The organism is Ochrobactrum sp. SSR (assembly GCF_030067775.1).
In the GTDB taxonomy this organism is placed as follows: Bacteria; Pseudomonadota; Alphaproteobacteria; order Rhizobiales; family Rhizobiaceae; genus Brucella; species Brucella teleogrylli.
The window spans coordinates 1,086,120-1,112,534 of sequence record NZ_CP125970.1 but is presented as its reverse complement, the minus strand read 5'-3'; the positions used below and the strand labels follow the sequence as shown (position 1 = coordinate 1,112,534).

The following is a 26,415-nucleotide window of genomic DNA, read 5'->3' as shown; positions in this document are numbered from 1 at the left end:
GCATCTTGCCGCAAAGCGTCTTGCCGCTGGCGGATATGTGTGGAATTGTGAAAGAAAGTACGCAATCAGGACATTGGCGCATGGTCCACGGGGACCCTTATCTGTCGGAAAATCAAAGCAGTAGCGTTGCGGCCCGGGTTCGCGAGGAAATCGCGCGGCGGCGTATTTCGCGCCAGCGACTCGCGGACGACGCGCGGATCAGCCTTTCAACGCTAGAAAAGGCGCTATCGGGGCATCGTCCTTTCACGCTCGCCACCATCATCCGGCTGGAACAGGCAATGGGTGTGGCCCTGCGCGAACCGGGCGCGGCGCAGGCGCCCAAGGCAGGCGACACCATCGAGCGCCCTGTTGCGAGCGGCACAGGCAGCGGCCATGCGCCGGAGGAGCTGGGTGCCTATTCGCGGCCCGCCGTTGCGTGGCTAGAGGGAACCTATCTGACCCTGCGTCCGTCCTTTGGCGATGCGGATGCGATCTTCGCCTATTGCACGGAAATCGTCTGGGATGACGAGGGAACGCGGCTGCGGTTCCGGGAACGGGAGCGCACCGATGCGTCTTTCTCCCAGCATGGCTCGGTATCTGTGCCGCATCGGTCGGGGCATATCTATCTTGTCACCAACACATCCGGGCAATATCGGATGGTGGTTCTGTCGCGACCCAGCATTACGGGCGAGATGTTCGGCCTGCTGACGACGTTGCGGGCGGGGCAGGGCGCGCAGCTGACGCCGGTTTCGACGCCGCTGGTGCTTTTGCCGCTATCTGCCTTTGAGGAACCCTCCTTCGGGCGTATCGCCAGGGACGGCGATCATTATGGCGCTTATTCGGCCCTGTTGGGCAAGGTGCTGGATGAGAATTATGCAGCCTTCATCGGCTGACACTCTATTCGCTTGAACGCCCCTCCGTCTTGTGCCAGCATTCAGGCGGAGGAGGATGGTCATGGTGTCGACACTGTCGCACATCAAGGAGATTGAGCGCGTCGCCATGGGCGGGGCCTCGGATCGTGATCGCCCTGTCATTCAATCCTGGTTGCGCTGCCTCAATGATTATCGGCTTAATCCCGCCCAGACGCAGGAAGCCTATATCGTGCCCGACACATTGCTGCGGGAACATCGCGAGCAGTCGGAAGAGCTCATCCGCATCGGGCGTACCGGCCTCGAAGCGCTTTTCAGACAAGTCGCCGATCAAAGCTACGTCCTGCTGCTGTCGGATGCGCGCGGCGTTACAGTCGAGTTCATGGGCGACCCCACTTTCGACAATCAGCTGCGCAAGGCGGGGCTTTATCTCGGATCGGAATGGTCGGAAGACAGGGCGGGAACCTGCGCCGTCGGGGCCTGCATGGTTTCAGGCAAGCCCGTCATCATCCATCAGGACGATCATTTCGACGCCTGCCATATCGGCCTGACCTGCACGGCGGCGCCCATTTTCGATACGTTCGGCGATCTGTCGGCGGTGCTCGATATTTCGCAACTGCGCTCGCCGACCGCGAAGGCCAGCCAGCAGCTGGCGCTGCATCTGGTTGCTTCCACTGCGCGGCGGATCGAGCTTGCGAATCTCATGACCCGGGCGCGCGAGGATTGGGTTTTGCGTCTGGCGCGACTGCCAGATTTTCTGGACGTCGATCCCGATGCCGCGATGACGATTGATGGCAACGGCGTAATCACCGGCATGACACATGGCGGTTTCGGCTCTGTTGCGCGCGGCATGAATCTGAGCACGGTCTCGACGAAGGACTTCATCGGGAAACCCATCTCCAGCGTCTTCGATATCGATATCGATCAGCTTCCGGCCCTGATGCGCGGACGCCCCAATGGCGAGCGTCTGCTCCGGGCGCGCAACGGTCTGGCGCTTTTTGCAAGCGCCATTGCGCCGGTCAGCAGTTTCCGTGCGCCTGCGACCAGCAGCATATCGGTGCGGCTGCCTGGGGCGCTGCGCCAGTTGAGTTTCGGCGACCCGGCCATGGAGGCGCTGCAGGCCCGCGCCGCCAAACTGGCGGATCGCCGTCTGCCGATCCTCATCAAAGGCGAAACCGGCAGCGGCAAGGAATATCTGGCGCGCGCCATCCATGATAGCACCGCCAAGCCCGGTCCGTTTATCGCGGTCAATTGCGCGGCAATACCCGAACAGCTGATCGAATCCGAATTGTTCGGCTATGTCCCCGGCGCTTTCACCGGCGCAATGCAGAAGGGGAAGACCGGGCTTATCGAAGCGGCCAATGGTGGCACGCTGTTTCTGGACGAGATTGGCGACATGCCACTCGCTCTTCAAAGCCGGTTGCTGCGGGTTCTTTCGGAAAACGAAATTCAGCCAGTCGGCGCGCTGAAACCGAAGCCGGTCAGGTTCCGGCTTTTGTCGGCATCGCATCGCGATCTGGCGGCGCTTGCTGCCGAGGGCCGTTTTCGCGAAGATTTGCTCTATCGGCTCAATGCCGCGACGCTGACCCTGCCGCCGCTGCGACAGAGACAGGATTTCGACAGCCTCGTTGATCACCTTCTGCGCCGTATCGGCGAAGAAGAGGGCGAGACAATCACGCTTGACCGCGCTGCGCGAAAGGCGCTTGCAGCCTATGGCTGGCCGGGCAATCTGCGCGAGCTGGACAATACGTTGCGTGTTGCAGCGGCGGTTGCAACAGACGCCACAATCACCACCGATTGCCTGCCCGAACATTTCCAGACTGTGACCGCGGCGGACAATGACCGTTCGGATCAGCAGGTTTTGCGCCGTCAACTTGACGAGTGCGGCAACAATATTTCCGCGCTGGCCCGAAAACTGGGTGTCAATCGTTCCACGATCCACCGCCGCCTGAAGCCCACACATTAATGCTGCAACAGGTGCAACACCTGTTGCACGATAGCTGTTGCATCATTTGCGGCTGCAATGCTTCTTCTGAATAAAATAATGCAAAAACAATAGCTTGGCGATTGCAAGCCATCTGGCACGCCGTTTGCTCATCCTTCTCCGACGGGCCTTGGGAGAAGTCCGCTATCCACATCCACGGGAGGAAATTGCAATGCTTGAGAAAACACCGACAGTCCGCGTACAGGCCTTTCTCGACAAGTTCGGCGCAGCACTGGAAGGCGGGCGGATCGATGAAGCGGTTTCGATGTTTGCCGATGATTGCTACTGGCGCGATCTGGTTGCCTTCACTTGGAACATCAAGACCGTGGAAGGGCATGATCAGGTGCGCGACATGCTGCAATCCCAATTGCAGCTGGTGAAGCCAACCAAATGGCTCGTCGCCTCTGGTGAAACAGCGACGGAAGCCGATGGCGTCACCGAAAGCTGGATATCCTTCGAGACGGAAGTTGCGCGCGGCTACGGTCTCATTCGCCTGAAGGGTGGCAAGATATGGACCCTTCTCACCGTCATGTCGGAATTGAAGGGGCATGAGGAAAAATCAGGCTTCACCCGTCCGCTGGGCGCGAAGCATGGTCACGACCTTGGCGCCAAGACATGGAAGGAAGAACGTGAGGAGGAAGCCCGCACGCTCGGCTATGAAAAACAGCCCTATGTGCTGGTGATCGGCGGCGGACAGGGCGGTATTGCGCTCGGCGCGCGCCTGCGGCAGCTCGGCGTGCCGACGATCATCGTCGAACGCAACGAACGACCGGGCGATTCATGGCGCAAGCGCTACAAGTCGCTCTGCCTGCATGACCCCGTCTGGTACGACCATCTGCCCTATATCGACTTTCCGAAAAACTGGCCGGTTTTTGCGCCCAAGGACAAGATTGGCGACTGGCTGGAATTCTATACCAAGGTGATGGAGCTGAATTACTGGACGCGCTCCACCGTCAAGTCGGCGAAATGGAACGAAGACGAGAAGGAATGGTCGGTCGTCGTAGACCGCGACGGCGAGGAAGTCATCCTGCGTCCAAAGCAACTGGTCTTCGCAACCGGCATGTCGGGCAAGGCGAATATTCCAAACGTCAAGGGACAGGATCGCTTCAAGGGCGAACAGCAGCATTCATCCCGCCATCCCGGGCCGGATGGTTACAAGGGCAAAAAAGGTCGTCGTCATCGGGTCGAACAATTCGGCGCATGATATTTGCGCAGCCCTTTGCGAGGCGGGTGTCGATGTCACCATGGTGCAGCGGTCATCGACGCATATTGTGCGCTCGGAGCCGCTGATGAAACACGGGCTCGGCGCGCTTTATTCGGAAGAGGCGGTGCAAAATGGCGTCACGACGGCCAAGGCCGATCTGATCTTCGCCTCGCTGCCTTATCGTATCATGCATGAGTTTCAAAAGCCCATCTATGACAAGATCCGCGAGATCGATGCTGATTTCTATGCCGCGCTTGAAAAGGCTGGTTTCCAGCTGGATTTCGGCTCGGACGGTTCGGGCCTGTTCCTCAAATATCTGCGGCGCGGCTCCGGCTATTATATCGATATCGGCGCTTCGCAGCTCATCATCGACGGCAAGATCAAGCTCGCTTCAGGGCAGATAGAGGAGATTACCGAAAACTCCGTGCGGCTTGCCAATGGAACCGAACTGCCTGCCGATCTGATCGTCTATGCGACGGGCTACGGTTCGATGAACGGCTGGGTCGCGGATATCATCGATCAGGAAACGGCGGACAAGGTCGGCAAGGTCTGGGGTCTCGGGTCGGAAACGCCGAAGGACCCCGGCCCGTGGGAAGGCGAACAGCGCAATATGTGGAAGCCGACGCAGCAGGAGGCGCTGTGGTTCCACGGCGGCAACCTGCATCAGTCGCGGCATTATTCGCAATATTTGTCGCTGCAGCTGAAAGCCCGCATGGAGGGCATCGATACGCCGGTCTATGAACTGCAGACCGTGCATCATTTGCGATAAAGCGATTGCGGTTTTCACGGATTAAAAAATTGGCCGGGGTTTGTGCCCCGGCCAATCCGTTTGTGTGATGCCTGCCTAAAAATTAAGCGGCAAGCGCTTCGTCTTCCGAAGTCGGAACTTCAGAAATGGTCTTCAGCACCTGGGAGGCAATCTGGTATGGGCAGCCCTGCGAGTTCGGGCGGCGATCTTCGAGGTAGCCTTTATAGCCGTTCTTGACGAAGGCATGCGGCACGCGGATCGAAGCGCCACGGTCGGCAACGCCGTAGGAGAACTTGTCCAGCGGAGCCGTTTCATGCTTGCCCGTCAGTCGCAGATGGTTGTCGGGTCCGTAGACGTCGATATGTTCCTGCAGGTTCTTGTCGAACTGGGCCATCAGGGCTTCGAAATAATCCTTGCCGCCAACTTCGCGCATGAACTTGGTCGAGAAGTTGCAATGCATGCCCGAGCCGTTCCAGTCGGTGTCGCCCAGCGGCTTGCAATGGAATTCGATGTCGATTTCATACTGTTCGCAAAGGCGAAGCAGGAGATAGCGCGCCATCCAGATCTGGTCTGCTGCGGTCTTGGAACCCTTGCCGAAAATCTGGAATTCCCACTGGCCCTTGGCCACTTCGGCATTGATGCCTTCGTGGTTGATGCCGGCGGCCAGGCAGAGGTCAAGATGTTCCTCGACGATCTTGCGGGCGATCGGACCGACATTGCTGGAGCCGACGCCGCAGTAATATGGGCCCTGCGGTGCGGGGAAACCATGCTCAGGGAAGCCGAGCGGACGACCGTTCTGATAGAAGAAATATTCCTGTTCGAAGCCAAACCATGCGTCGTCGTCGTCAAGAACGGTTGCGCGGTTGTTCGATGGGTGCGGCGTGACGCCATCCGGCATCATGACTTCGCACATGACGAGAGCGCCGTTCGTGCGGGCTGGATCGGGATAGACCGCGACCGGCTTCAAAACGCAATCGGAGCTGCGGCCTTCGGCCTGCATCGTCGACGAACCGTCGAAACCCCAGAGCGGCAGTTGCTCGAGCGTCGGGAACGCATCGAATTCCTTCACCTGTGTCTTGCCACGCAGGTTGGGTGTCGGAGTGTAACCGTCAAGCCAAATGTACTCGAGCTTATACTTTGTCATCGCCTAGTCTCTTTTATGACGGGTATTGAACCAACGCAGTAGGGCAGCCAACCGTCAATATGCTCTTCCCTGCTTATGTAAAATAAGAAAGCAAGTGTCATGCCAGTTTCGTAAAATGTATGTTTTCTGGCCGCGCCTTTGGCCTAAGGCCTTGAAAAGATAAAATTTATTAAATGGTCAAAATTTGAGGCAGGATTCCGCGAAGCGAAGCAAGGTCGTCAGGCGGGCAGCACTTAACCGGCGCTGAAAACGATTTTGATTATAAAATAGGCATTCGTCTAAATAATCGCCATTTGGCGTTGCACGCACAGCGCATAAAAAAAGGCGAAGCCGAAACTTCGCCCTTTGTTTCACGCATCATACGGAGACGGTCGCGACCGATCACAGCGTGTTCTTCTGCATGCGGCCATCCTTCATGATGACCGCCAGACTTTCGGCAGGCTTTTCCAGCGCGTGGATATCTTCAAGCGGGTTGGTGTTCACAACAAGCAGATCCGCTAGCGCGTCCTTTTCAATCACGCCCAGCTTGCCCGGATAAGGATTACGCAGGTTGGAAAGGGTCAGAAGTTCCGCATTGCCGGACGTTGCCATGCGCAGCGCCTCGGCGTTCGAATACCACTGGCTGAGATGGGTGAGCATGAAGCTCTGCCGCGGAGCCAGTTGGGGTGAAAACAGAATATCTGAACCCCATGCGGTCTTGACCCCGTGCTTGCGGATCAGTTCATACATACGGGGCGTTGCGGCGAACAATTGCTGGGCTCTTTCAGCAGAAGGGCCGGTCAGTGTGCCGGTATCGTCCATGCTGAGAAAGGGCTGCGTGCTGAGCCAGACATTCTTGTCGACAAACATTCGCGCGGTTTCATCGTCCATCAGATGCGCATGTTCAATACAGCCTACACCGACATTCAGCGAGCGCTGCACGGTGTGCGGTGCATAGGCATGCACCGTCATATAGGTGTTCCAGTCGCGCGCCACGTCATTGGCGGCGCGTATTTCGTTTTCGTCGAAAGTGGACATATCGAGTGGGCTGCGCGGGGTTGAAACACCGCCGCCACCGACCAGCTTCACCTGCGACGCGCCTTGCATCAACTGCTCACGGACCCGCATCTTGAGGCTGCCCGCATCGTCCACGATGGCCGCGCCGCCGATCTTTTCACCGAGGCTAAGCTCGTTGCCGCCACGCGGAACCTCGAAAGGCATTCTAAGGTCGCCGTGTCCGCCCGTCGTGGTGATCATCGCGCCGGATGGGTAAATACGAGGCCCCGGAATAATGCCGTTATCAATCGCCTGTTTGAAAGTGAACACCGGCCCGCCCATGTCGCGAACCGTCGTAAAGCCACGCTCCAGCGTGCGCTCAGCCTCCGCCGTCGATGAGGCGAATATGCCCGCAGGATCGCCGGTCAACAGCACATTCAAAGGCACGGCAGCATATAAAGTGTGCCAGTGCGCGTCGATCAGACCGGGCATCAGAACGCGACCGCCGCAATTAACCACCGTGGCGCCTTCGGGCGGCGCGCTGTTTGTCGTGTCCACGGCGACGATCTTGTTGCCTTCGACGAGAATCTGGACATCGGCGCGCAGGCTGTCCGACTTGCCGTCAAACAGGCTGACCTGCCGGAACAAGGTCTTGGCTGATGGACCGGCCGTCTGGGCGTGGAGTTTCTTCGGGGCGGCCGCCGCGATGGCGGTTGCTCCCAGCCCGGCAAGGAAGGAGCGGCGTGAAAAACTGTCCAACCGGCGGGAAACCTGTTGCAAGGACGGGCTGAAACAGGAGCAGCCGGAGCCATGGACGAAGGATTGATATTTTTGTCCCAGCCGAAACATAACGGTTCCTCCTCTGTTACCGGAATGGTAATTTACAATAGAATTGAACGCTATGCGGATGCTAGAAATTCTATGAAAATAAGTATTGCAGAGTCAATGCTTATGAATATTTCTACATTTTATTCTTGTAATCACGTCAATGCAAATTTGCGTCTGTTTCCACCAGAAGCGGCTCGTCATTCGACATCAGCGCGGCGATCCACGCAGCGGAAGGGGCTGCCGCGCAATAGACGATGACGGCGATCAGGATCGGAACGCCAATGAATGCGCCAGCAATGCCCCACATGAAACTCCAAAAGAACACCGCGAATATGACCGCGAAGGGCGAGATCGACAGCGATGCACCGGCCAGCCGGGGTTCAAGATAACTGCCGATCACGAACTGGATGACATTGAGGCTGAGAAACACCACCAGGGCAAATTGCCAGGAGTCGAACTGGACGATGGCGAACAGTGTTGGCAAGGTCGTCGCAAAGAGCGGCCCCAGCACCGGAATATAGTTGAAGGAAAAGGCGATTGCGCCCCAGGCGGTCGCCAGTTCCAGACCTGCACCCAGCGCAAACAACCAGACAATCAGGCCAGTGAGAACGCTGGCAAATGTGCGCACCAGCATATAGCGCCGCAGCTTGGCGCCGATGATGCGGTTGCAGAGCAGGATGGTCTTGCCATAGGGCTGGGCGCGGGGGGAGGTGAGGCGCTTGTTGAAGTCGTCCACTTCCAAAAGGCCCAGCATGAGGAAGATGAAGACGAGAAGCAGGAAGCCGGCAAAGCTGTTCAGCCGTCCCGCCATGCCCTGCATGAAACGAACCGCCCACAGAACATCGAAACGGTCAGCCAATGGCCCGACGAGCGCAATGCCATGCTCCTCAAGCCAGCCGGTCCAGCTGAGATAAATCGCCTGCAAGCGATCAGCATTGATGAAGAACCATTGTCCGAGTTTGCTGACGCCCCAGACCAGCGATGATCCGACGACGATCATCACGGCCATGGAGACCACCAGCGTTATCAGCAGGGCAAGGCCGCGCGGCATATAGCGCTGCAGAACAGACTGGCACGGCCAGACCATGGCGATGATGAACAGCGAAAAGACGAGCGGCGCGAAAACCGACTGCGCCACATACATCAGGGCAAGGACCAGTATGGCTGGTACGATGGCACCGAACGTCCGCGTGCCTCCCGTCATTCGCACGAAACCTCGCCTAGTAGTCCACAGCGTCGCGAATGATGGGGCAGGTCATGCAATGGCCGCCGCCACGACCGCGCCCAAGTTCCGCGCCAGTGATGGTGATGACTTCAATGCCCTGTTTGCGCAGCAGCGTGTTGGCATAGGTGTTGCGGTCATAGGCAAAGACGACGCCGGGCGAGGCGCAGACAAGGTTTGCGCCGCTATCCCATTGGGTGCGTTCACGCATGTAATCATTGCCGCCGGTTTCGACGACGCGCATCTTCTTCAGGCCCAGCGCATCGCGCACCGTATCGACGAAGCTGCCCTTGTCCTTGTGCAGTTCGACGCCACCCTTGCCATCAGGCCGATAGGAAAAGGCATCGATCCCATCGACGATATCCGGATAAATCAGCACGCAATCGCGGTCGGCGAAGGTGAAAACCGTATCGAGATGCATGGCAGCGCGCAGTTTTGGCATAGCGGCGACGATGACACGTTCGGCTCCACCCTTGGCGAACAGGGCTTGCGCGACCTGACTGATCGCCTGCCTGGAGGTGCGCTCGCTCATGCCGATCAGCACATTGCCCTTGCCGATGGGCATCACATCGCCCCCTTCCAGGGTGGCGAGGCCCCAATCCTTTGTCGGGTCGCCCCACCAGACATTGACCTTGCCCGCAAAGTCGGGATGGAACTTGTAGATCGAAGACGTCAGGATCGTTTCTTCATGGCGCGCTGGCCAATAGAGCGAGTTCAGCGTCACGCCGCCATAAATCCAGCAGGTGGTGTCGCGGGTATAGAGAGTATTGGGCAGCGGCGGCAGCAGATATTCATTGGCCCCGGCGGCATCGCGGATCAGCGCCAGTTGTTCGCCGCCGATATCCTCCGGAAATTCCGTCGTGGACAGGCCGCCGATCAGCGTTTCAGCAAGCTCGCGGTTTGACAGGCCTTCGAGATAGGAACGCACTTCATCGATCAGCCCAAGCCCGATCTGGTTGGGCACGATCTGATGATCGAGAATCCAAGCCTTGGCTTCCGGCACAGCCAGCGTCTCGGCGAGGAGATTATGCATTTCCAGAACTTCGATGCCGCGGTCGCGCATCTTGGTCATGAAGTCGAAATGGTCGCGCTTGGCGTTATCGACCCACATGACATCATCGAACAACAGGTCGTCGCAATTGCTGGGCGTCAGGCGCTGGTGCGCGCGTCCCGGTGCGCAGACAAGCACCTTGCGCAATTGACCGACTTCAGAATGTACACCAAGCGGAGTGTCGTTTGTCATGGTGCTTGAACCTCCCTACGCGTGATTATTCGCCGAACATTCAATGGGTGATGAGGCCGGTCAGCAGACCGTAGAAACCGATCAAACCGGCAATCACGGTGATGGCAAAGATGACCAGTTCCACCGTGGTGAAGAGCTGCACCTTCTGTTCCCGCCTTGCCCAGAAATAAAGGATCGTGCCGGGCACGAAGAGCACGGCCACCAGCAGCACATATTTCAGCCCGGCGGCGATGAACATGAAGATGGTGTAGATGGCGGCAATCCAGGCAAAAACCTGATCGCGCCCGCGTCCGCGCGCATCGGCCTCATAACCTTCGCCGCGACGGGTCACCAAAATGCCGTAGCCCGCCACAAGCAGATAAGGCAAAAGCGACGTCACGCTCGTCATGTCCAGCATGAAGTTGAAGGCGTCCCGTGACCAGTAGGTCGAGATGACGAACAGCGAGACGACGATATTGGTCAGCCACAATGCATTGGCTGGAACCCGGTTGTTGTTTTGCGCCGCGAACAGTTTCGGCATGTCGTCCGATTTTGCGGCGGCAAACAAAACTTCGGCGCAGATAAGCGACCATGCAAGATAGGCGCCGAGAACGGAAACCAGCACGCCGATGGAAATGAACACCGCGCCCCAATGGCCAGCCACCACTTCGAGGACGCTGGCGAGCGAGGGTTGCTGAACGGCAGCGATTGCCGATTGCGGCATCACGGCATAGGGCAGCAGCGTGACTGCAACCATCAGGCCCAGCACGCCGACAAAGCCGAGAATGGTTGCCGTGCCCACATCGGAGCGCTTCTTGGCGAAGCGGGAATAAACGCTGGCGCCTTCGATGCCGATAAACACGAAGACCGTGATCAGCATCGTGTCTCGCACCTGCGCGATCAGCGGCTTGGCAGGCATGTCCGGGCCGCCGAAGAAGTTTTCGGCAAACTGATCGTAATTGAATGCGAAGATCAAAATGAGAATGAAGACGATGATCGGCACGATCTTGGCCACGGTGACGATCGTGTTAATGAAAGTCGCCTGTTCCACACCACGCAGGATCATCATGTGAAACGACCAGATTCCGATCAGCGAGACGACGATGGCGGGCACGCTGCTGCCATCGCCGAAGATATCGGGGAAGAAGCGTCCGAGCGTGGAGCCGATCAGCACCCAGTAAAACACGTTGCCGAGGCAACTGCCGAGCCAATAGCCGAAAGCCGAAAGGAACCCCATATAGTTTCCGAAACCGGCTTTGGCATAAGCAAAGACGCCGGAGTCGATATCGGGTTTCTTCTCGGCTAGCACCTGAAAGACGCGCGCCAGCATATACATGCCGGTGCCAGCGATCAGCCAGGCGATGATTGCCCCAAAGGGACCTGTGGCCGCACCAAAACGACCGGGCAGGTTGAAGATACCTGCGCCGACCATCGATCCCACAACCATGGCGGTGAGCGCGAGAAGCGGAAGTTTCTGATTGTCGCCTGACGCCATAGTCCCCTCTCATTACAAAACGAATAAGAATAGATACGAAAGCAGTTCTGGGCAGAATATCGGGTCGTCTGATCTAGATCGGTTTCACTGAGGTTTGAAACCTTGCAAACACTCTAGTTTTTGGTGTTCAACTACATCTTATCCGACAGCCGCCAGTCACTTTTCACGATGCGCTCTGTACGACAGTTGGCTAAGATGCTCCCTCTCTATTGGTGGCTCCGAAGCTAATGCATGTCAAATGATAAGTAAACGGGCAAGATGACTGTAGCAGTTGCCAATAAGGCATATGTTTCAATTCGATACAGTCAGATTTATATATGCATAGGCGCGAAAAAGGGTTCGTCAAGACCAGTATCCAGAAATAAATTTTCCAGAACGGATCTCCGAATCTGCGGGATGGGAACCGGTTAGCGGCGCTCAACCATTTGCGATTTGGCGATGACCTTCACGACCCAGTCGGCAAAAACGCGCAGCCGGTTGCTGAGATGCCGGTTGGGCGGGTAAACCAGATAGATCGGCATCGGGTCGATCTCCCAGTCTTCGAGAACGGGCCTCAAGGTGCCTTTTTCCAGATCGTCCCGGACCATGAACAAAGGCGCCTGCGCGACCCCCAGACCGGCGCGTACCGCCGCCAGATAGGTGGTCGCTTCATTGGCGGCCACGACATAGCGCCCGTTGACTTCGATTTCCTCGGTGCCACGCCTGAACTGAAATGGCATTTGCTGCCCTGTGGACGGACGGAAATAGCCGACCGCATAGGTGCCGTTGGCAAGATCCGACGGGTGCCGCGGCGTGGAACAGCGATCCAGATATTCGGCGGAAGCGCAGGCGATGGAATGCATGTCGCCGATCCGTCGGGCGATCAGCGACTGGTCGGTCAATTCGCCAATCCGAATGGCGCAATCCACATTTTCCGCCACGTAATCGACCGGGCGATCCGATACGCCGAGATCGATCTGGATATCGGGATAGCGCTGGTGAAACTCGATCAGGGCTGGAATGACGATCAAATTGGCGACGGCGCTTGCCATTTCCACACGCAGGCGGCCTTTGGGCAAGGTCTGTGCGCTGGACAGGCTGCCGTCGAGTTCCTGCAGATCGGCCAGCAATCGCGCCGCGCGCTCATAGTAAAGTGCGCCGTCCGGTGTTACGAGAACACGACGGGTGGTGCGATTGAGGAGTTTTGCGCCCAGATGGGCTTCCAATCCCTGAATGAGATTGCTGATGGTTGCCTTGGGCATGCCGAGTGACGCGGAGGCGCGCGTAAAGTTTCCGGTTTCGACAACCCGGAGAAAGGCGCGCATGGCCGAAAGTTGGTCCATTGATCAATAACCGTCATTGTTCGAGATTTTGGATAGTGTAACCAATCTAGGGGGACTATTCCAGATAATAGACAATGCTAATATCTGACCATGGCGGTTTGCCGCTAGACATGAAAGCTAAGAAAGATGTGCGAGAAGTTTACGGTTGAAACAATGCAGGCTGGCAATTGCACCTGCACGGCACGCATTTATCGCGGCGCCAAATTGCTTTCACCGCCGCCTGTGGTGCTGCATCTCCATGGTGGGGCTTTCTCGACAGATTGTCCAGATACCTGCGAGGGTGTTGCCGAAGCTCTTGCCGATGCGGGAGCAGTGGTGGTCTCGCCGGAATATTCGTCGGCCTGTCTCAACCCGTTCCCGGCGGCGCTTGAGGTGGCCTATGCCATTCTGACTTCGATGCGTGCGCGTTGCCCGGAATTTGCACACAAGAAGTCGATGCTGTTCGTCGCCGGTGAAGAGGCGGGCGGTAATATCGCAGCCGGTTTGGCGCTTATGGCGCGAGATCAGAATCTGACGGATCTCAAAGGTCAGATATTGCTTTCGCCCATGCTCGACCCGTGCCTTGCGACGGCGTCTTTCCGCAAATACTGCCCGGAAAGTGCGGTGCAGGCCATGTCGGATGGCTGGCAGCATTATCTGGGTCAGTGCGGAGGGTTCACTCACCCCTACGCTGCGCCTGCGCTGTGTACGCGTCTTGCCGGTCTGGTGCCGACACTGCTCGTTACCAGTGCCGAATGTCCGATGCGCGACGAGACCCAGTCCTATGCCGAGCGGCTGCGTCAGGCAGGCGTCAAGGTTCAGTCCCATGTCCTGCCGGGTCAGGCTGGCTGGATACCGGAAAGTAACGTGGCGGACCGTGAGTGGTCGCCACAGAAAGAAGCTCTTGTCGGCCTGTTTTCGGATTTCTTCCAGCGGGCCGGTGCGAAAGCAATAGCAGCATAACGTCAGTTCGAAAGTCCTCCCAAGCTTTCATTTGACGATCAGAATGTAGCCGGCCCTGACCGGCAAGGAGATACAACATGACGTCGATCATTGGACGCCGGGCCCTGTGGGGCGCCGGCCTGAGTATCCTATTGTCTGCAGCTGGCGGTGGTGCCATTCTTTTTGGCGTTCCGCATCTGAAGGCGGATGCGGCGACGGATATTTCCGCGCCGCCTCCCGCGGTGCCGGTTTCGGTTGCCAAGGCGGAATCGCGCCGCATCTCGACCTGGGAAGAGTTTTCGGGTCGCCTTGAGGCAATCGAGCGCGTCGAAATTCGCCCGCGTGTCGGCGGAGCCATCCTGAAAGCGCATTTCCGTGAGGGCGCGCTGGTCAAACAGGGCGACTTGCTGGTCACCATTGATCCGGAGCCCTATGCCGCAGCGGTTGAAAAAGCCAGGGCGCAGGTTTCCGCCGAGGAAGCGCGTGTCGCGCTGGCCAAGACGGAACTGGATCGCGGTCGCCAGCTTGTAACCTCACGTACGCTCGCCCAGAGCGGTCTGGACCAGCGGTCAAGCGCCTTTGACGAAGCGCAGGCAAGCTTGCGGTCGGCCAAGGCGGCGTTGCGTTCGGCTGAACTCGATCTTCAATATACGGAAGTGCGCGCACCGATCTCCGGTCGCGTCGGGCGGCTGGAGGTGACAGCCGGTAATCTGGTTGCCGCAAGCTCCGCTTCGCCGGTGCTGACCACGCTCGTTTCGGTCGATCCGATCTATGCAAGCTTCAGCGCCAATGAAGAGGTTGTCACCAAGGCGCTTGCCAAGCTTGCCGCATCGCCGGGCGGCAGCGCCATCGAACGTATTCCCGTCCAGATCGGGACAGCTGCCGATGATGGCACGCCGATTTCCGGCCATATCCAGCTGATCAACAATGAAGTGGATGCCACCACGGGCACGATCCGCGTGCGCGCATCCATCGACAATCCGGATGGCAAGCTCATTCCCGGCCAGTTTGTGCGCATTCGCTTTGGCGAACCGGAACCGGGTGAAAAGCTGGTGGTGAGCGACCGCGCCATTGCCTCCGATCAGGACAAGAAATTCGTCTTCGTCGTGGGTGCGGACAACAAGGTTGAATACCGGCAGGTGGTGCTCGGTCGCAATTATGACGGCTTGCGCATTGTCGAAAGCGGCCTGAAGGCTGGCGAGAACATCGTCGTCAACGGCCTGCAGCGTATTCGTCCGGGCGTGGTCGTCGCACCGCAACCCGTAACCGAAACACTTGCCAAGAATTAACTGAAACGGCGCGTCTGACGACGCGCGCTAAACGCAAAAGCTCAGCCTATTCAATCCGCGAGAACGCATGTTTTCGCGGAACGGGAGAGTTTTCGCTCATCCGCCTAAAGGGGGATAAACAGATGAACTTCTCACGCTTCTTCGTAGACCGACCAGTCTTCGCTGGCGTTCTGTCGGTTCTGATCTTCGTGGCCGGACTGATCGGCATGACAGGTCTGCCGATTTCGGAATATCCGGAAGTGGTGCCGCCGCAAATCGTGGTCCGCGCGCAATATCCGGGCGCCAATCCCGCCGTGATTTCCGAAACTGTCGCGACACCGCTGGAAGAACAGATCAACGGTGTTGAAGGCATGCTCTATATGCAGAGTCAGGCGACAGCCGACGGTGTCATGACATTGACCGTCACCTTCGCGCTTGGCACCGATCCCGATCAGGCGCAGCAGCTTGTGCAGAACCGCATCTCGCAGGCTGAGCCGCGCCTGCCGGAAGAGGTGCGGACCCTTGGCGTCACCACCGCAAAAAGCTCGCCCGACCTGACGCTGGTGGTTCACCTCATCTCGCCCGATGGCCGGTATGACGTGAATTATCTGCGCAACTATGCCGTTTTGAACGTCAAGGATCGTATCGCCCGTATTCCGGGTGTCGGTCAGGTGCAGATATTCGGCGGCGGCGACTATTCCATGCGCGTGTGGATCGATCCGCAAAAGGCGGCCGAGCGCGGACTGTCGGCCAGCGATATCGCAAACGCAATCCGGCAGCAAAACGTGCAGGCCGCCGCTGGCGTGATCGGTGCTTCGCCGTCTGTTTCCGGCCTTGATCTCCAGCTTTCCGTCAACGCGCAAGGCCGCCTTCAGACACCCGAAGATTTCGCCAATATCGTCGTGAAATCGGGCAATGAAGGCGAAATCACCCGCCTCGGCGACGTTGCGCGTGTCGAGATGGGCGCCGCCGATTATTCGTTGCGCTCGCTGCTCGATAACAAGCAGGCGGTTGGTATGGGCGTGTTTCAGGCGCCGGGTTCCAACGCGCTGCAAATTTCGGAAAATGTTCACGCGGCCATGGCCGATCTGAAGAAGACCATGCCGGAAGGCGTGGATTTCGACATCGTCTATGATACGACCCAGTTCGTGAAGGCCTCGATTGAATCCGTCATTCACACCCTGCTGGAAGCCATCGTTCTGGTGGTGATCGTGGTCATCCTGTTTTTGCAGACATGGCGCGCGTCGATCATTCCACTGGTTGCGGTCCCCGTTTCCATCGTGGGTACGTTTGCGGTCATGTATGTGTTCGGCTTCTCCATCAACGCTCTCAGCCTGTTCGGTCTGGTGCTGGCCATCGGTATCGTCGTCGATGACGCCATCGTGGTGGTTGAAAATGTCGAACGCAACATTGAACAGGACTGTCGCCCGTCGAAGCGACCTATCGCGCCATGCAGGAAGTGTCCGGCCCGATCATCGCGATTGCGCTGGTGCTGGTTGCGGTGTTTGTGCCACTGGCTTTCATTACCGGCCTTACCGGCCAGTTCTATCGCCAGTTTGCGCTGACCATCGCCATCTCGACGGTGATCTCGGCCTTCAACTCGCTGACCTTGTCGCCTGCTTTGGCGGCGCTGCTGCTGCGTGGCCATGATGCGCCGAAGGATCGTCTGACCCGCATCATGGACAAGGCGTTCGGCTGGTTCTTCCGTGGTTTCAACCGCTTCTTCGGTGCAAGCTCGAATGCCTATGGTCGCGGCGTGGGCGCAATTCTCTCGCGCAAGTCGCTGGTGATGGGCCTTTATGTCGTGCTGCTCGGCGTCACCTTCGTTCTGTTCCGCGCGGTGCCCGGCGGCTTCGTTCCGGCACAGGACAAGCAATATCTGATCGGCTTCGCGCAATTGCCGGATGCGGCAACACTCGACCGTTCGGAAGATGTCATCCGCCGAATGACGGATATCGCGCTTAACCAGCCGGGCGTTGCCAATGCCATTGCCTTCCCGGGCCTTTCGATCAATGGTTTCACCAACTCGTCGAATTCCGGCATTGTCTTCGTCACGCTGAAGCCGTTCGAGGAACGCAAGACGCCCGACCTGTCGGCGGGCGCTATCACCATGCAGCTGAACCAGAAGTTCGGCTCCATTCAAGATGCGTTCATTGCCATGTTCCCGCCGCCGCCCGTGCAGGGTCTGGGAACCACCGGGGGCTTCAAGCTGCAGCTTGAAGATCGCAACGGTCTTGGCTTCCGCGCGCTGGACGATGCCACCAAGGCGTTTCTCGCCAAGGCCTATCAGACACCTGAACTGGCCGGTCTCTATTCGAGCTACCAGATCAACGTGCCGCAGCTTTATGCCGATCTGGATCGTGTGAAGGCGCGCCAGCTGGGTGTGGCGGTGACTGATGTGTTTGAAACCCTGCAGATCTATCTGGGTTCGCTCTATGTCAACGACTTCAACGCGTTCGGACGCACCTACAGCGTGCGCATTCAGGCCGATGCGAATTATCGCAGCCATGCCGAAGATATCGGCAAGCTGAAGGTTCGTTCGCAGTCGGGCGAAATGATCCCGCTGTCGGCGCTGATGAAAGTGGAGCAGACCGTGGGTGCGGAACGCGCCATCCGGTATAACGGCTTCCTGTCTGCCGATATCAACGGCAATCCGGCCCCCGGCTTCTCGTCCGGTCAGGCGCAGGCGGCCATCGAGCGGATTGCGCAGGAAACCTTACCTGCGGGCATCGCCTTCGAGTGGACCGATCTGACCTACCAGCAGATTCTGGCTGGCAATTCAGGCTTCCTCGTCTTCCCGCTGGCGCTGCTGCTGGTCTATCTAGTGCTGGCCGCGCAATATGAAAGCCTTGCTCTGCCCCTGTCGATCATCATGATTGTTCCAATGGGTATCATGGCGGCGCTCACCGGCGTCTGGCTGACGGGAGGCGACAACAATGTCTTCACCCAGATTGGCTTGATAGTCCTTGTGGGGCTATCGGCGAAGAACGCGATCCTGATCGTGGAATTTGCCCGCGAGCTGGAGCTTTCCGGTCGAAGTGTGGTGCAGGCCGCCGTCGAGGCCAGCCGGTTGCGTCTGCGCCCGATCCTGATGACCTCCATGGCCTTCATCATGGGTGTGGTGCCGCTGGTCACATCCACGGGTGCCGGTGCGGAAATGCGCTCCGCAATGGGTATCGCGGTCTTCGCGGGCATGATCGGCGTGACGGCCTTCGGCATCTTCATGACGCCGGTATTTTATGTGCTGATCCGAAAGCTGAGCGGCGAACGCCCGCTCAAGCATTCGGGGGCAAAGATCGAAGCACCGCATCTGGTGCCGGGCGAGTGATCGGAGCCGACAGAAAGATAAAAGGGCCGGAGCAATCCGGCCCTTTTCATATGGGTTATTGATTATCGCTGAAGGCGTGGATGATCGCGTCTTTCGAGCTGCCATTGGCAATAAGCGCCGCCAGCAGAATGCGCGCCTGACCGGGACGAAGTGTGCGGGCAGGGATCGCCCCTGCCGCCGCAAGATCGTATCCGCCGCCACCACCGCCATAGCTTGGCGTCAACAAACCTTCCGGGACGCGGCTCGATACCACGACTGGGATGCCTCTTTCGGTGCAAAGCTTGACGGCTTCGACAATTGCCGGCGTCGCATTGCCGGAGCCAAGTGCCGCCAGAACGATGCCACGCGCGCCTGCTGCAACACTGGCCGCGACATGGGTGGCATCGCAGCCGGGATAAATGGCAACCGTATCGACGCGGCTATCATCAAGCGGTGACGGCAGCTTCACATCCGGCAGCGCAGCTAGCATGCGTGTTGGATGAAACGCATCAGCACTGTCGCTGCTGGCCTTATAAACACCCCATGCAGGCAAAACCCGCCCGCCAAAAGCGATCAGCACGCCGCGCGCGGCATTGGCCGGATCCGTGGCAAGCCTGACCGCATCAGCCAGATTGGCAGGGCCATCGGCATGGGGACTATCCGCTGTAAACTGCGCACCGGTAAAGATAACCGGCTTTGCAAGCCGGTGCTGAAGCTGCACCAAAAGCGCGGTTTCCTCCATGGAGTCGGTGCCATGCAGGACGACAACGCCGTTGATGTCGGGTTTCTCCATCGCTTCGCCGACTGCATTGCTGATATGCTGCATGTCGGCCAACGTGAGCAGCGAGGAATCCTTCTCCATCAGGTTGATGGGGCGCAGATCGGCCTTGAGATCCGGCAATAGCGCAAGTAGGTCTCCGCCGGATAAGGTCGGCGTGCTCGCGCCATTTTCACCGCGTTTGCTTGCAATGGTGCCCCCGGTGGCGATGACCGCCACCACAGGCTTGATCGGCGATGTGTTCACGTTTCCCCTCGCTTGCTTAGTGTGCTTGCATCTATAGCACGTTATGTAGCAAGTCGATGGATACGGTCGCGCATCAGATACCATCCGATGATGAGGAGGGGGATGATGATCAGCAGCGAGGCGATGGTCATGGTTCCAACCGGATAATCGAACGCCATCAGCACCAGCACGCCAAGCAGGAAAGCAAGCGTCAGGATACCCGTATAGGGCGCGCCGAACATCTTGAAATCAGGCCGTTCGATTTCGCCGCGCCGCGCCAGATACCAGAGCTTCAGCTGGCAGAGAACGATGACGCCCCATGCGGTGATGATGCCGAGCGCGGAGAGATTGAGGGCAATTTCGAAGGCGTCCGAAGGCACGATGGCATTGAGAACGACGCCTATCACTGTCACGACGGCGGTGACCGCGATGCCGATAAAGGGAACGCCGTTCTTGTTCATCTTGGCGAGTGCGGCAGGCGCGGAGCCTGAAACAGCCATGGAGTGCAGAATGCGGCCTGTCGAATAGAGACCAGCATTAAGCGATGAGAGAACCGCCGTCAGTACCACGAGGTTCATGATGATATCCGCACCTTCGAAGCCAATCTTGCTGAAGAAGGTGACGAACGGGCTTTCACCGGCGGAATAGGCCGTATAGGGCAGCAGCAGCGAAAGCAGCAGAACCGAACCGACATAGAAGACGAGCAGGCGGAAGACCACGGTGCGGATTGCGCCGGGCATCACCTTGCGCGGGTCTTCGGTTTCGCCAGCCGTTGTGCCGATCAGTTCGATGGAGGCATAAGCGAAGACGACGCCCTGTATGATCACGAAGGCCGGTAATATGCCGTTCGGAAAGAAGCCGCCGCTATCGGAAATGATGCTGAAACCAGCGGCATGGCCGTCAATCGGCGTGCCAGAAACCACGAAATAAATGCCGACCGCCAGGAATATGACCAGCGACAGCACCTTGACGACACTGAACCAGAATTCCATCTCGCCGAAGACTTTCACCGACATCATGTTCATCGCAAGCACGATGAACAGGGCAGCCAGCGCAAACATCCACTGGTCGACCCCTTGCAGCCAGGGAACATAGTGCTTGAAGAAATTCATATAGAGCGCAACGGCAGTGACATCGGCCACCGAGGTCATCGCCCAGTTCATCCAGTACATCCAGCCAGCCGCAAAGGCCAGTTTCTCGCCGTAGAACTCGCGAGCATAGGAGACGAACGACCCCGAACTTGGCCGATGCATGATCAATTCGCCCAATGCGCGTAAAACTAGAAAGGCAAAGAAGCCGCAAAGCGCATAGACGAAAACGAGGGCAGGCCCCGCCTGCGCGAGGCGTCCGCCTGCGCCGAGGAAAAGTCCGGTGCCAATCGCCCCGCCGATGGCGATCATCTGGATTTGCCGCGGCTTCAGTGCCTTGTGGTAGCCGTTGTCTTCTTCGATAAATATTTCTCGTTCTATCGGCTTGGCCCCCAGACCGACCTTCACTGTATCAATCGACATTGCTCCTCCCGGGTAAGCGCTTTGCAAGCGCGTTTTCGATAGGGCCATTTCACAGCTTGAATCGCTAATTACAGCGCGCCGTTGGCCGTTCAATAGGGGTGTTACGTCACCCAATTATGAGGGTAATCTGTTAAGCTGTATGACAGATTAGGAGGTCTGTTAACGCATATTGAAATTAACGCGTCAAGTCACCGACAAGACCGGACCGGGCCACTTGAGGCTCTTCGCTTTCTCTTGGAAGCATTTATTGTTTTGAAAATAAGACGTTAGCTTTCAGCTTCCGTTCGCAGCAATTTTACCCGGCTCCCAAGATTGTCCCGGTGACAATTGTCCACAGGCACCGGCGAACTCGAAAGTGAGAGCGAATTCTGGCTTCTCCGCAGGAAACGTTTAAGCGGCGCTGTTTCCCGTGATGGCATTCACCGCAGTTTTGACCTTGCTCAGATGCGCTTCCATGGCAGCGCGGGCGTCGGCTTCCGAACCGGCTGCGATGGCGTCGACGATCCGGCGGTGTTCGATATTGGAGGCTTCGCGGCGACCTGCCATGAGATTGATGAGCTCGGATTGCTGGATGAGCGCATTGCGCGCATCGGCGACGATCTTGGCGAAAAGCGTATTGCCGGAGGCAACGGCTATGGCGCTGTGAAACTCGGAATCGAGCAGCTCCCACTTATGTGGATCGGTCTGCCGGTCCAGCCTGTCGCAAAGACCCAGCAGATGGGCGAGCTGCTCTTCGCTACGACGAAGAGCAGCCCAGCCTGCCGCCGGAATTTCGATAAACGGGCGCGCTTCAATCAGGTCGCGCGCGGAATAGCCATCATAGCTCAGTTCCGCTGCGGGCGTTGCGTTCAATACATAGGTGCCGCTGCCAGTGCGGGTTTGTGTGAGGCCGAGCGTTTGCAGCGAGCGGAGAGCCTCGCGCACGATGGGACGGCTGACACCGAACCGGTCCGCCAGTCGCGCTTCCGAGGGGAGGCGCGTGCCGACCTGAAGGCGACCGGATATGATCGCCGACCGTATGTCGTCGAACACGACTTCGGCGGCGTTCTTCCGGTTGACCGGATGTGTTTCCGATAGCCAGTCGGCCAATTCGCTCATGCCCCAGCCTCCATTCATTGTCATGCAACTGTCAAGTCGCTGTCAGTTGCATGGCAATTCACCTGCTAGGCAATTTGCGAGGCATTTTCAATCCCGACGGGCGAAACGCGCGGCTGCGAGCGATGCGGCAAAGGCGATGGCCAGCATGGCGAAGGTGAATTCTGTCACCGCGCTCCAGCCACCGGCGATCCAGAAGATACCGCCTGCGGAACCTGCAATGCTGGAGCCGAGATAATAGGCCAAGAGGTAAAGCGATGATGCGTGACCCTTGGTATGAAGCGCCAGCCTTCCGACCAGAGCGCTGGCGACCGAGTGGCTGACGAAGAAGCCGACGGTCAGGAACACGATGCCGGTGATGATGGCAGGCAAAGGTGCAAACAGGGTCAGCAACACGCCAGTCGCTTCAAGACCGAGGCCGATGGGGAGAACGATGAAGTGCCCAAGCCTGTCGCCCATGCGACCCGCGATCCAGGATGCGGCAATGCCGAAAAGATAGACCGAGAAAATGGCGCCGAGTGCCGTCTGGCTCAGACTGTAAGGTGCGGCGACTAGACGGAAACCGATATAGTTATAGATCGTCACGAATGATCCCATGACGAGGAAGCCGATGGCGAACAGCAGCGGCAGGGCCGGATTGCGAATATGGCCAACCCAGGCGCTAAGGTGAAACCGCGCATTCAGTCCCGGACGCGGGGTGAAATTCTGCGAAGCGGGCAGAAGCATCAGAAAGCCGATGGCTGCGGTAAGGCCGAGCAGCCCCATGCCCGCAAGGCCAACGCGCCAGGAGAAGAATTCAGCCAGCGTTCCCGTGATGACACGGCCCGCCATGCCGCCAAAGGCGTTGCCGGCGATATAGAGGCCCATGGATGCACCAAGGCCGCGCGGGTCGATTTCTTCGGCAAGATAGGTCATGGCGACCGCCGGGACGCCGCCCAGCAGCAGGCCCTGCAAGGCGCGCAGTGCCAAAAGCATGTGCCAGTCCGGAACCAGTGCAGCGGCGATGGTGCAAAGCGCGGAGCCGAGCAGGGAGGCGAACATCAGCGAGCGGCGGCCAAAACGTTCGGAAACGATGGCCGCAAAGAAAATCGCAAAGGCGAGAAAACCGGTTGAAACGGAAAGCGACAGCGAGCTTGCCGCAGGCGTGATGTTGAAATCATGCGCGAAGAGCGGCATCAAAGGCTGCACGCAATAGAGAAGCGAGAAGGTTGCAAAGCCTGACAGGAAGAGCGCGACACTGGCATTGCGAAACGCGGGCGTACCCTTGACCAGATAATGCTTTTCTTCCGGTGCCGCTCCGGATGGTGTCGGCGCGGTGACCAGCTTGAGTGTGCTGTCTGCTGTTCTGACGCTATCGAGACTGCGTTCTTGGACGCGGGACATGACTTTGCCTTTTCAAAACCTCCCGAGCCTTGATCTAGTCAAAAGCGCATCATTTGTCTAATATATGGAACAGACGATTGTGATATGTTTTGGATATACCGATGGAACTGCGTCACCTCAGATATTTTCTGGCCGTCGCCGACGAGGGCAATTTTACACGGGCAGCGGCCAATCTCGGTATCGGTCAGCCGCCTTTGAGCCAGCAGATCCGCGATCTGGAAAACGAAATCGGTGTGGCGCTTTTTCACCGCGTTCCCCACGGGGCTGAGCTGACGGCGGCGGGCACGGCCTTTCTTGAGGAAGCGAAGGCTGCTGTCGCTGCCGCCGAAAAAGCCAAGCTTGCCGCGCAAAGTGCGGCGCGCGGCGAGACCGGGCGTCTGGCTTTGGGCTTCACCGCGTCGTCCGCCTTTAATCCGGTGGTCAGCGGCACGATCCGGCAGTTTCGCGCCCGCTGGCCGGAGGTGCGGCTGACGCTCACCGAGATGAATACCAGCCTCCTGATGGAAAGGCTTGTGCGCGGCGAGGTCGATGCGGCATTCATTCGGCCCGGTCTGGAAAACCCGAAGGATGTGCGGATGAAGCGCCTGGCCGATGAGCCGATGCTGATCGCCTTGCCGAGCCATCATCCGCTGGCGACCCATGAGATATTGCCGGTTTCGGCGCTGGCGAACGAAGCTTTTGTGATGTTTCCGCGCATTGTCGGCCTTAGTCTTTATGACGATGTGGTTGCGGCCTGCCGCGACGCTGGTTTTGAAATGATCGTCGCGCAGGAGGCACCGCAAATGCCATCGGTCGTCAATCTGGTGGCCGCCGATCTGGGCGTTTCCATCGTGCCGACCGCTATAGCGCAGATCAGGCTTGCGGGCGTGACCTACCGACCGATTGAAGGCGAACCACTTTCCGCGCGTCTGGCGCTCGCCTCGATGAAGAGCAATCACTCGCCATTGATCGACAATCTGATGAGCCTTTTGCCCAATCTGTGACGACCTTGGGCTATTAAGTTGACAAGAACGATCACAAATCGGTTGATCGCGCCGGATAAAGAGAAAATAAACGCCGCACTATTCAAAAACTTGCTAACAGGCGTTAGGGAGGGCGCGTGTCCAAGCCTCTTTGAACGCAGCCCCAAAAGTGTAAGCCGAGAATTTCGATGAACAGTTTGCTGAAGCGCTTTGCTGCTTATTATGAACCGCACAAGGGTTTGTTTGCGCTTGATTTCTCAAGCGCCGTTCTTGCAGGACTGCTTGAGCTGGCCTTTCCGGTTGCGGTGACGCTGTTCATCGATCGCCTGCTACCGACCAATCAGCTGGGGCTAATCGCGCTCGCCGTTGCCGGGCTGTTGCTGATCTATATTCTCAATGCCGGTTTGCAGGTCGTCGTGACCTATTGGGGTCATATGCTCGGCATCAAGATCGAAACCGAGATGCGGCGCAAGGCCTTCGATCATCTGCAAAAGCTGTCGTTTCGTTTCTTCGACAATCAGAAGACCGGGCATCTGGTTGCCAAGCTGACCAAGGATCTGGAAGAGATCGGCGAAGTGGCCCATCACGGCCCCGAAGACCTGTTCATCGCCATCATGACGCTGATCGGCGCCTTTGTTCTGATGCTCTGGATTCATGTGCCGCTGGCGCTGATTACGGCGCTGGTTGTGCCGCTAACGGCGTTTGTGAATATCCGCTATGGCAGCCGGATGACCTCGAACTGGCACGCGCTTTATGGCCGCGTTGGCGAGTTCAATGCGCGGATTGAGGAAAATGTCGGCGGCATTCGCGTCGTGCAGGCCTTCACCAATGAGGACCACGAACGTAAGCTGTTTGCCGAGAGCAACCGCAACTATCTGACGACCAAATTGCGGGCCTACAAGATCATGGCGGCCTCGATGTCGCTGTCCTATCTTTCGATGCGCTTTGTGCAGATCATCGTCATGCTCGCGGGCGCATGGTTTGTCGTGCGCGGCCAGTTGACGGAAGGCGGTTTCGTCGGCTTCCTGCTGCTCATCGGTGTGTTCTTCCGACCCATTGAAAAGATCAATTCGATCATCGAAAGCTATCCGAAGGGCATTGCCGGGTTCCAGCGCTATTCGGCTTTTCTCGATACGGAGCCGGATATTGCCGACAGGCCGGACGCCATGTCCGTGCAGCGTTTGCATGGCGACATTGAGTATAAAGACGTCAGCTTCGGTTACCGGTCGGAAAAGCCGCTGCTGGCACATCTGACCCTGTCGATCCGGGCGGGCGAAACGGTGGCCTTCGTCGGTTCATCCGGCGCAGGCAAGACGACGATCTGCTCGCTTCTGCCGCGCTTTTATGAAGTGACCGACGGCGCGATCAGCATCGATGGCACCGATATTCGCGACATGACGCTGAAATCGCTGCGGTCCAATATCGGCATTGTCAGCCAGGATGTGTTCCTGTTTGCCGGAACGATCCGCGACAATATCGCTTATGGCAGGCTGGAGGCTTCGGAGGAAGAAATCCTCGAAGCGGCGCGGCGCGCCCGTCTCGACGGCGTGATTGCCGCCTTGCCCGCCGGGCTGGACACGGTTGTGGGCGAACGCGGCGTCAAGCTTTCGGGCGGCCAGAAACAGCGTCTGGCGATTGCGCGCATCTTCCTGAAAAACCCGCCGATCCTGATCCTCGATGAAGCGACTTCGGCACTGGATACCGAAACCGAACGGGCGATCCAGCAGTCGCTTGCCGATCTTTCGGAAGGTCGCACCACGCTGGTCATCGCGCACCGGCTTGCAACCATCGTCAATGCGGATCGCATTGTCGTGGTGGAGGAAGGCCGCATCATCGAGCAGGGCGTTCATGATGAGCTGGTGACCCGCTCGGGCGGGCGCTATCAGCAGCTTCATGCGGCGCAGGTCAACTGATCATTAGGTGGCGAATTAATTCGCTGCCTGTTTAACGCAACTGCGATTTTATCAAATATC

The 26,415-nt window shown here is 58.2% G+C and carries 16 protein-coding genes and 2 pseudogenes; 8 read left to right on the top strand and 10 right to left on the bottom strand.

Annotation, left to right across the window (positions count from 1 at the left end):
• Window positions 1–80: 80 nt before the first annotated feature.
• From QLQ11_RS16635 to QLQ11_RS16625, 3 genes and pseudogenes are all read left to right on the top strand, one after another.
• Window positions 81–872, top strand: a complete 792-nt coding sequence (locus QLQ11_RS16635; protein ID WP_121538436.1) for a helix-turn-helix transcriptional regulator — start codon at window positions 81–83, stop codon at window positions 870–872.
• A gap of 61 nt (window positions 873–933) precedes the next feature.
• Window positions 934–2,814, top strand: coding sequence for a sigma-54-dependent Fis family transcriptional regulator (locus QLQ11_RS16630; protein ID WP_121538438.1), 1,881 nt, complete (start codon window positions 934–936; stop codon window positions 2,812–2,814).
• 190 nt (window positions 2,815–3,004) lie between these two features.
• Window positions 3,005–4,805, top strand: a pseudogene (locus QLQ11_RS16625) (NAD(P)/FAD-dependent oxidoreductase).
• A gap of 82 nt (window positions 4,806–4,887) precedes the next feature.
• Here the strand turns inward: QLQ11_RS16625 and QLQ11_RS16620 are convergent.
• The 6 genes from QLQ11_RS16620 to QLQ11_RS16595 form a co-directional block, all read right to left on the bottom strand.
• On the bottom strand, window positions 4,888–5,928 hold the full coding sequence (locus QLQ11_RS16620; RefSeq protein ID WP_109366880.1) for a glutamine synthetase beta-grasp domain-containing protein: 1,041 nt from the start codon (window positions 5,926–5,928) through the stop codon (window positions 4,888–4,890).
• 381 nt (window positions 5,929–6,309) lie between these two features.
• Entirely contained in the window at window positions 6,310–7,752 is a 1,443-nt protein-coding gene (locus QLQ11_RS16615; protein WP_109366882.1) for an amidohydrolase family protein, read from the bottom strand.
• A gap of 136 nt (window positions 7,753–7,888) precedes the next feature.
• Window positions 7,889–8,935: an AI-2E family transporter gene (locus tag QLQ11_RS16610; protein WP_109366883.1), complete on the bottom strand. Its 1,047-nt coding sequence runs from the start codon at window positions 8,933–8,935 to the stop codon at window positions 7,889–7,891.
• 16 nt (window positions 8,936–8,951) lie between these two features.
• On the bottom strand, window positions 8,952–10,196 hold the full coding sequence (arcA, locus tag QLQ11_RS16605; RefSeq protein ID WP_109366884.1) for an arginine deiminase: 1,245 nt from the start codon (window positions 10,194–10,196) through the stop codon (window positions 8,952–8,954).
• Between the two features lie 40 nt (window positions 10,197–10,236).
• Window positions 10,237–11,670 carry a basic amino acid/polyamine antiporter gene (locus QLQ11_RS16600; RefSeq protein ID WP_121538440.1) on the bottom strand — a complete coding sequence of 478 codons (1,434 nt, stop codon included), beginning with the start codon at window positions 11,668–11,670 and terminating at the stop codon, window positions 10,237–10,239.
• Window positions 11,671–12,077: 407 nt separating this feature from the next.
• Complete coding sequence (locus QLQ11_RS16595; protein WP_109366886.1) at window positions 12,078–12,992, bottom strand: LysR family transcriptional regulator; 915 nt, start codon at window positions 12,990–12,992, stop codon at window positions 12,078–12,080.
• 126 nt (window positions 12,993–13,118) lie between these two features.
• Between QLQ11_RS16595 and QLQ11_RS16590 the strand changes: the two genes are divergently transcribed.
• From QLQ11_RS16590 to QLQ11_RS16580, 3 genes and pseudogenes are all read left to right on the top strand, one after another.
• Window positions 13,119–13,934 carry an alpha/beta hydrolase gene (locus tag QLQ11_RS16590; protein WP_109366887.1) on the top strand — a complete coding sequence of 272 codons (816 nt, stop codon included), beginning with the start codon at window positions 13,119–13,121 and terminating at the stop codon, window positions 13,932–13,934.
• A 77-nt stretch (window positions 13,935–14,011) separates the two neighbouring features.
• Complete coding sequence (locus QLQ11_RS16585) at window positions 14,012–15,202, top strand: efflux RND transporter periplasmic adaptor subunit (RefSeq protein WP_109366888.1); 1,191 nt, start codon at window positions 14,012–14,014, stop codon at window positions 15,200–15,202.
• Window positions 15,203–15,324: 122 nt separating this feature from the next.
• Window positions 15,325–18,509, top strand: a pseudogene (locus QLQ11_RS16580) (efflux RND transporter permease subunit).
• Between the two features lie 55 nt (window positions 18,510–18,564).
• Here QLQ11_RS16580 and QLQ11_RS16575 read toward each other — a convergent pair.
• The 4 genes from QLQ11_RS16575 to QLQ11_RS16560 all read right to left on the bottom strand — a co-directional run bounded on the left by QLQ11_RS16575 (window position 18,565) and on the right by QLQ11_RS16560 (window position 23,480).
• On the bottom strand, window positions 18,565–19,512 hold the full coding sequence (locus QLQ11_RS16575) for an asparaginase (RefSeq protein ID WP_109366890.1): 948 nt from the start codon (window positions 19,510–19,512) through the stop codon (window positions 18,565–18,567).
• A 41-nt stretch (window positions 19,513–19,553) separates the two neighbouring features.
• Entirely contained in the window at window positions 19,554–21,002 is a 1,449-nt protein-coding gene (locus tag QLQ11_RS16570; protein ID WP_109366891.1) for an amino acid permease, read from the bottom strand.
• Window positions 21,003–21,392: 390 nt separating this feature from the next.
• A complete protein-coding gene (locus QLQ11_RS16565; RefSeq protein WP_109366892.1) occupies window positions 21,393–22,100 on the bottom strand; it encodes a FadR/GntR family transcriptional regulator in 708 nt (235 codons plus the stop codon).
• Window positions 22,101–22,187: 87 nt separating this feature from the next.
• Window positions 22,188–23,480: an MFS transporter gene (locus QLQ11_RS16560; RefSeq protein ID WP_109366893.1), complete on the bottom strand. Its 1,293-nt coding sequence runs from the start codon at window positions 23,478–23,480 to the stop codon at window positions 22,188–22,190.
• Window positions 23,481–23,581: 101 nt separating this feature from the next.
• On the opposite strand from QLQ11_RS16560, the gene QLQ11_RS16555 reads away from it, so the two are divergent.
• Both QLQ11_RS16555 and QLQ11_RS16550 read left to right on the top strand, forming a co-directional pair.
• On the top strand, window positions 23,582–24,463 hold the full coding sequence (locus QLQ11_RS16555; RefSeq protein ID WP_109366894.1) for a LysR family transcriptional regulator: 882 nt from the start codon (window positions 23,582–23,584) through the stop codon (window positions 24,461–24,463).
• A gap of 167 nt (window positions 24,464–24,630) precedes the next feature.
• Complete coding sequence (locus QLQ11_RS16550; protein WP_109366895.1) at window positions 24,631–26,355, top strand: ABC transporter ATP-binding protein; 1,725 nt, start codon at window positions 24,631–24,633, stop codon at window positions 26,353–26,355.
• Window positions 26,356–26,415 lie beyond the last annotated feature (60 nt).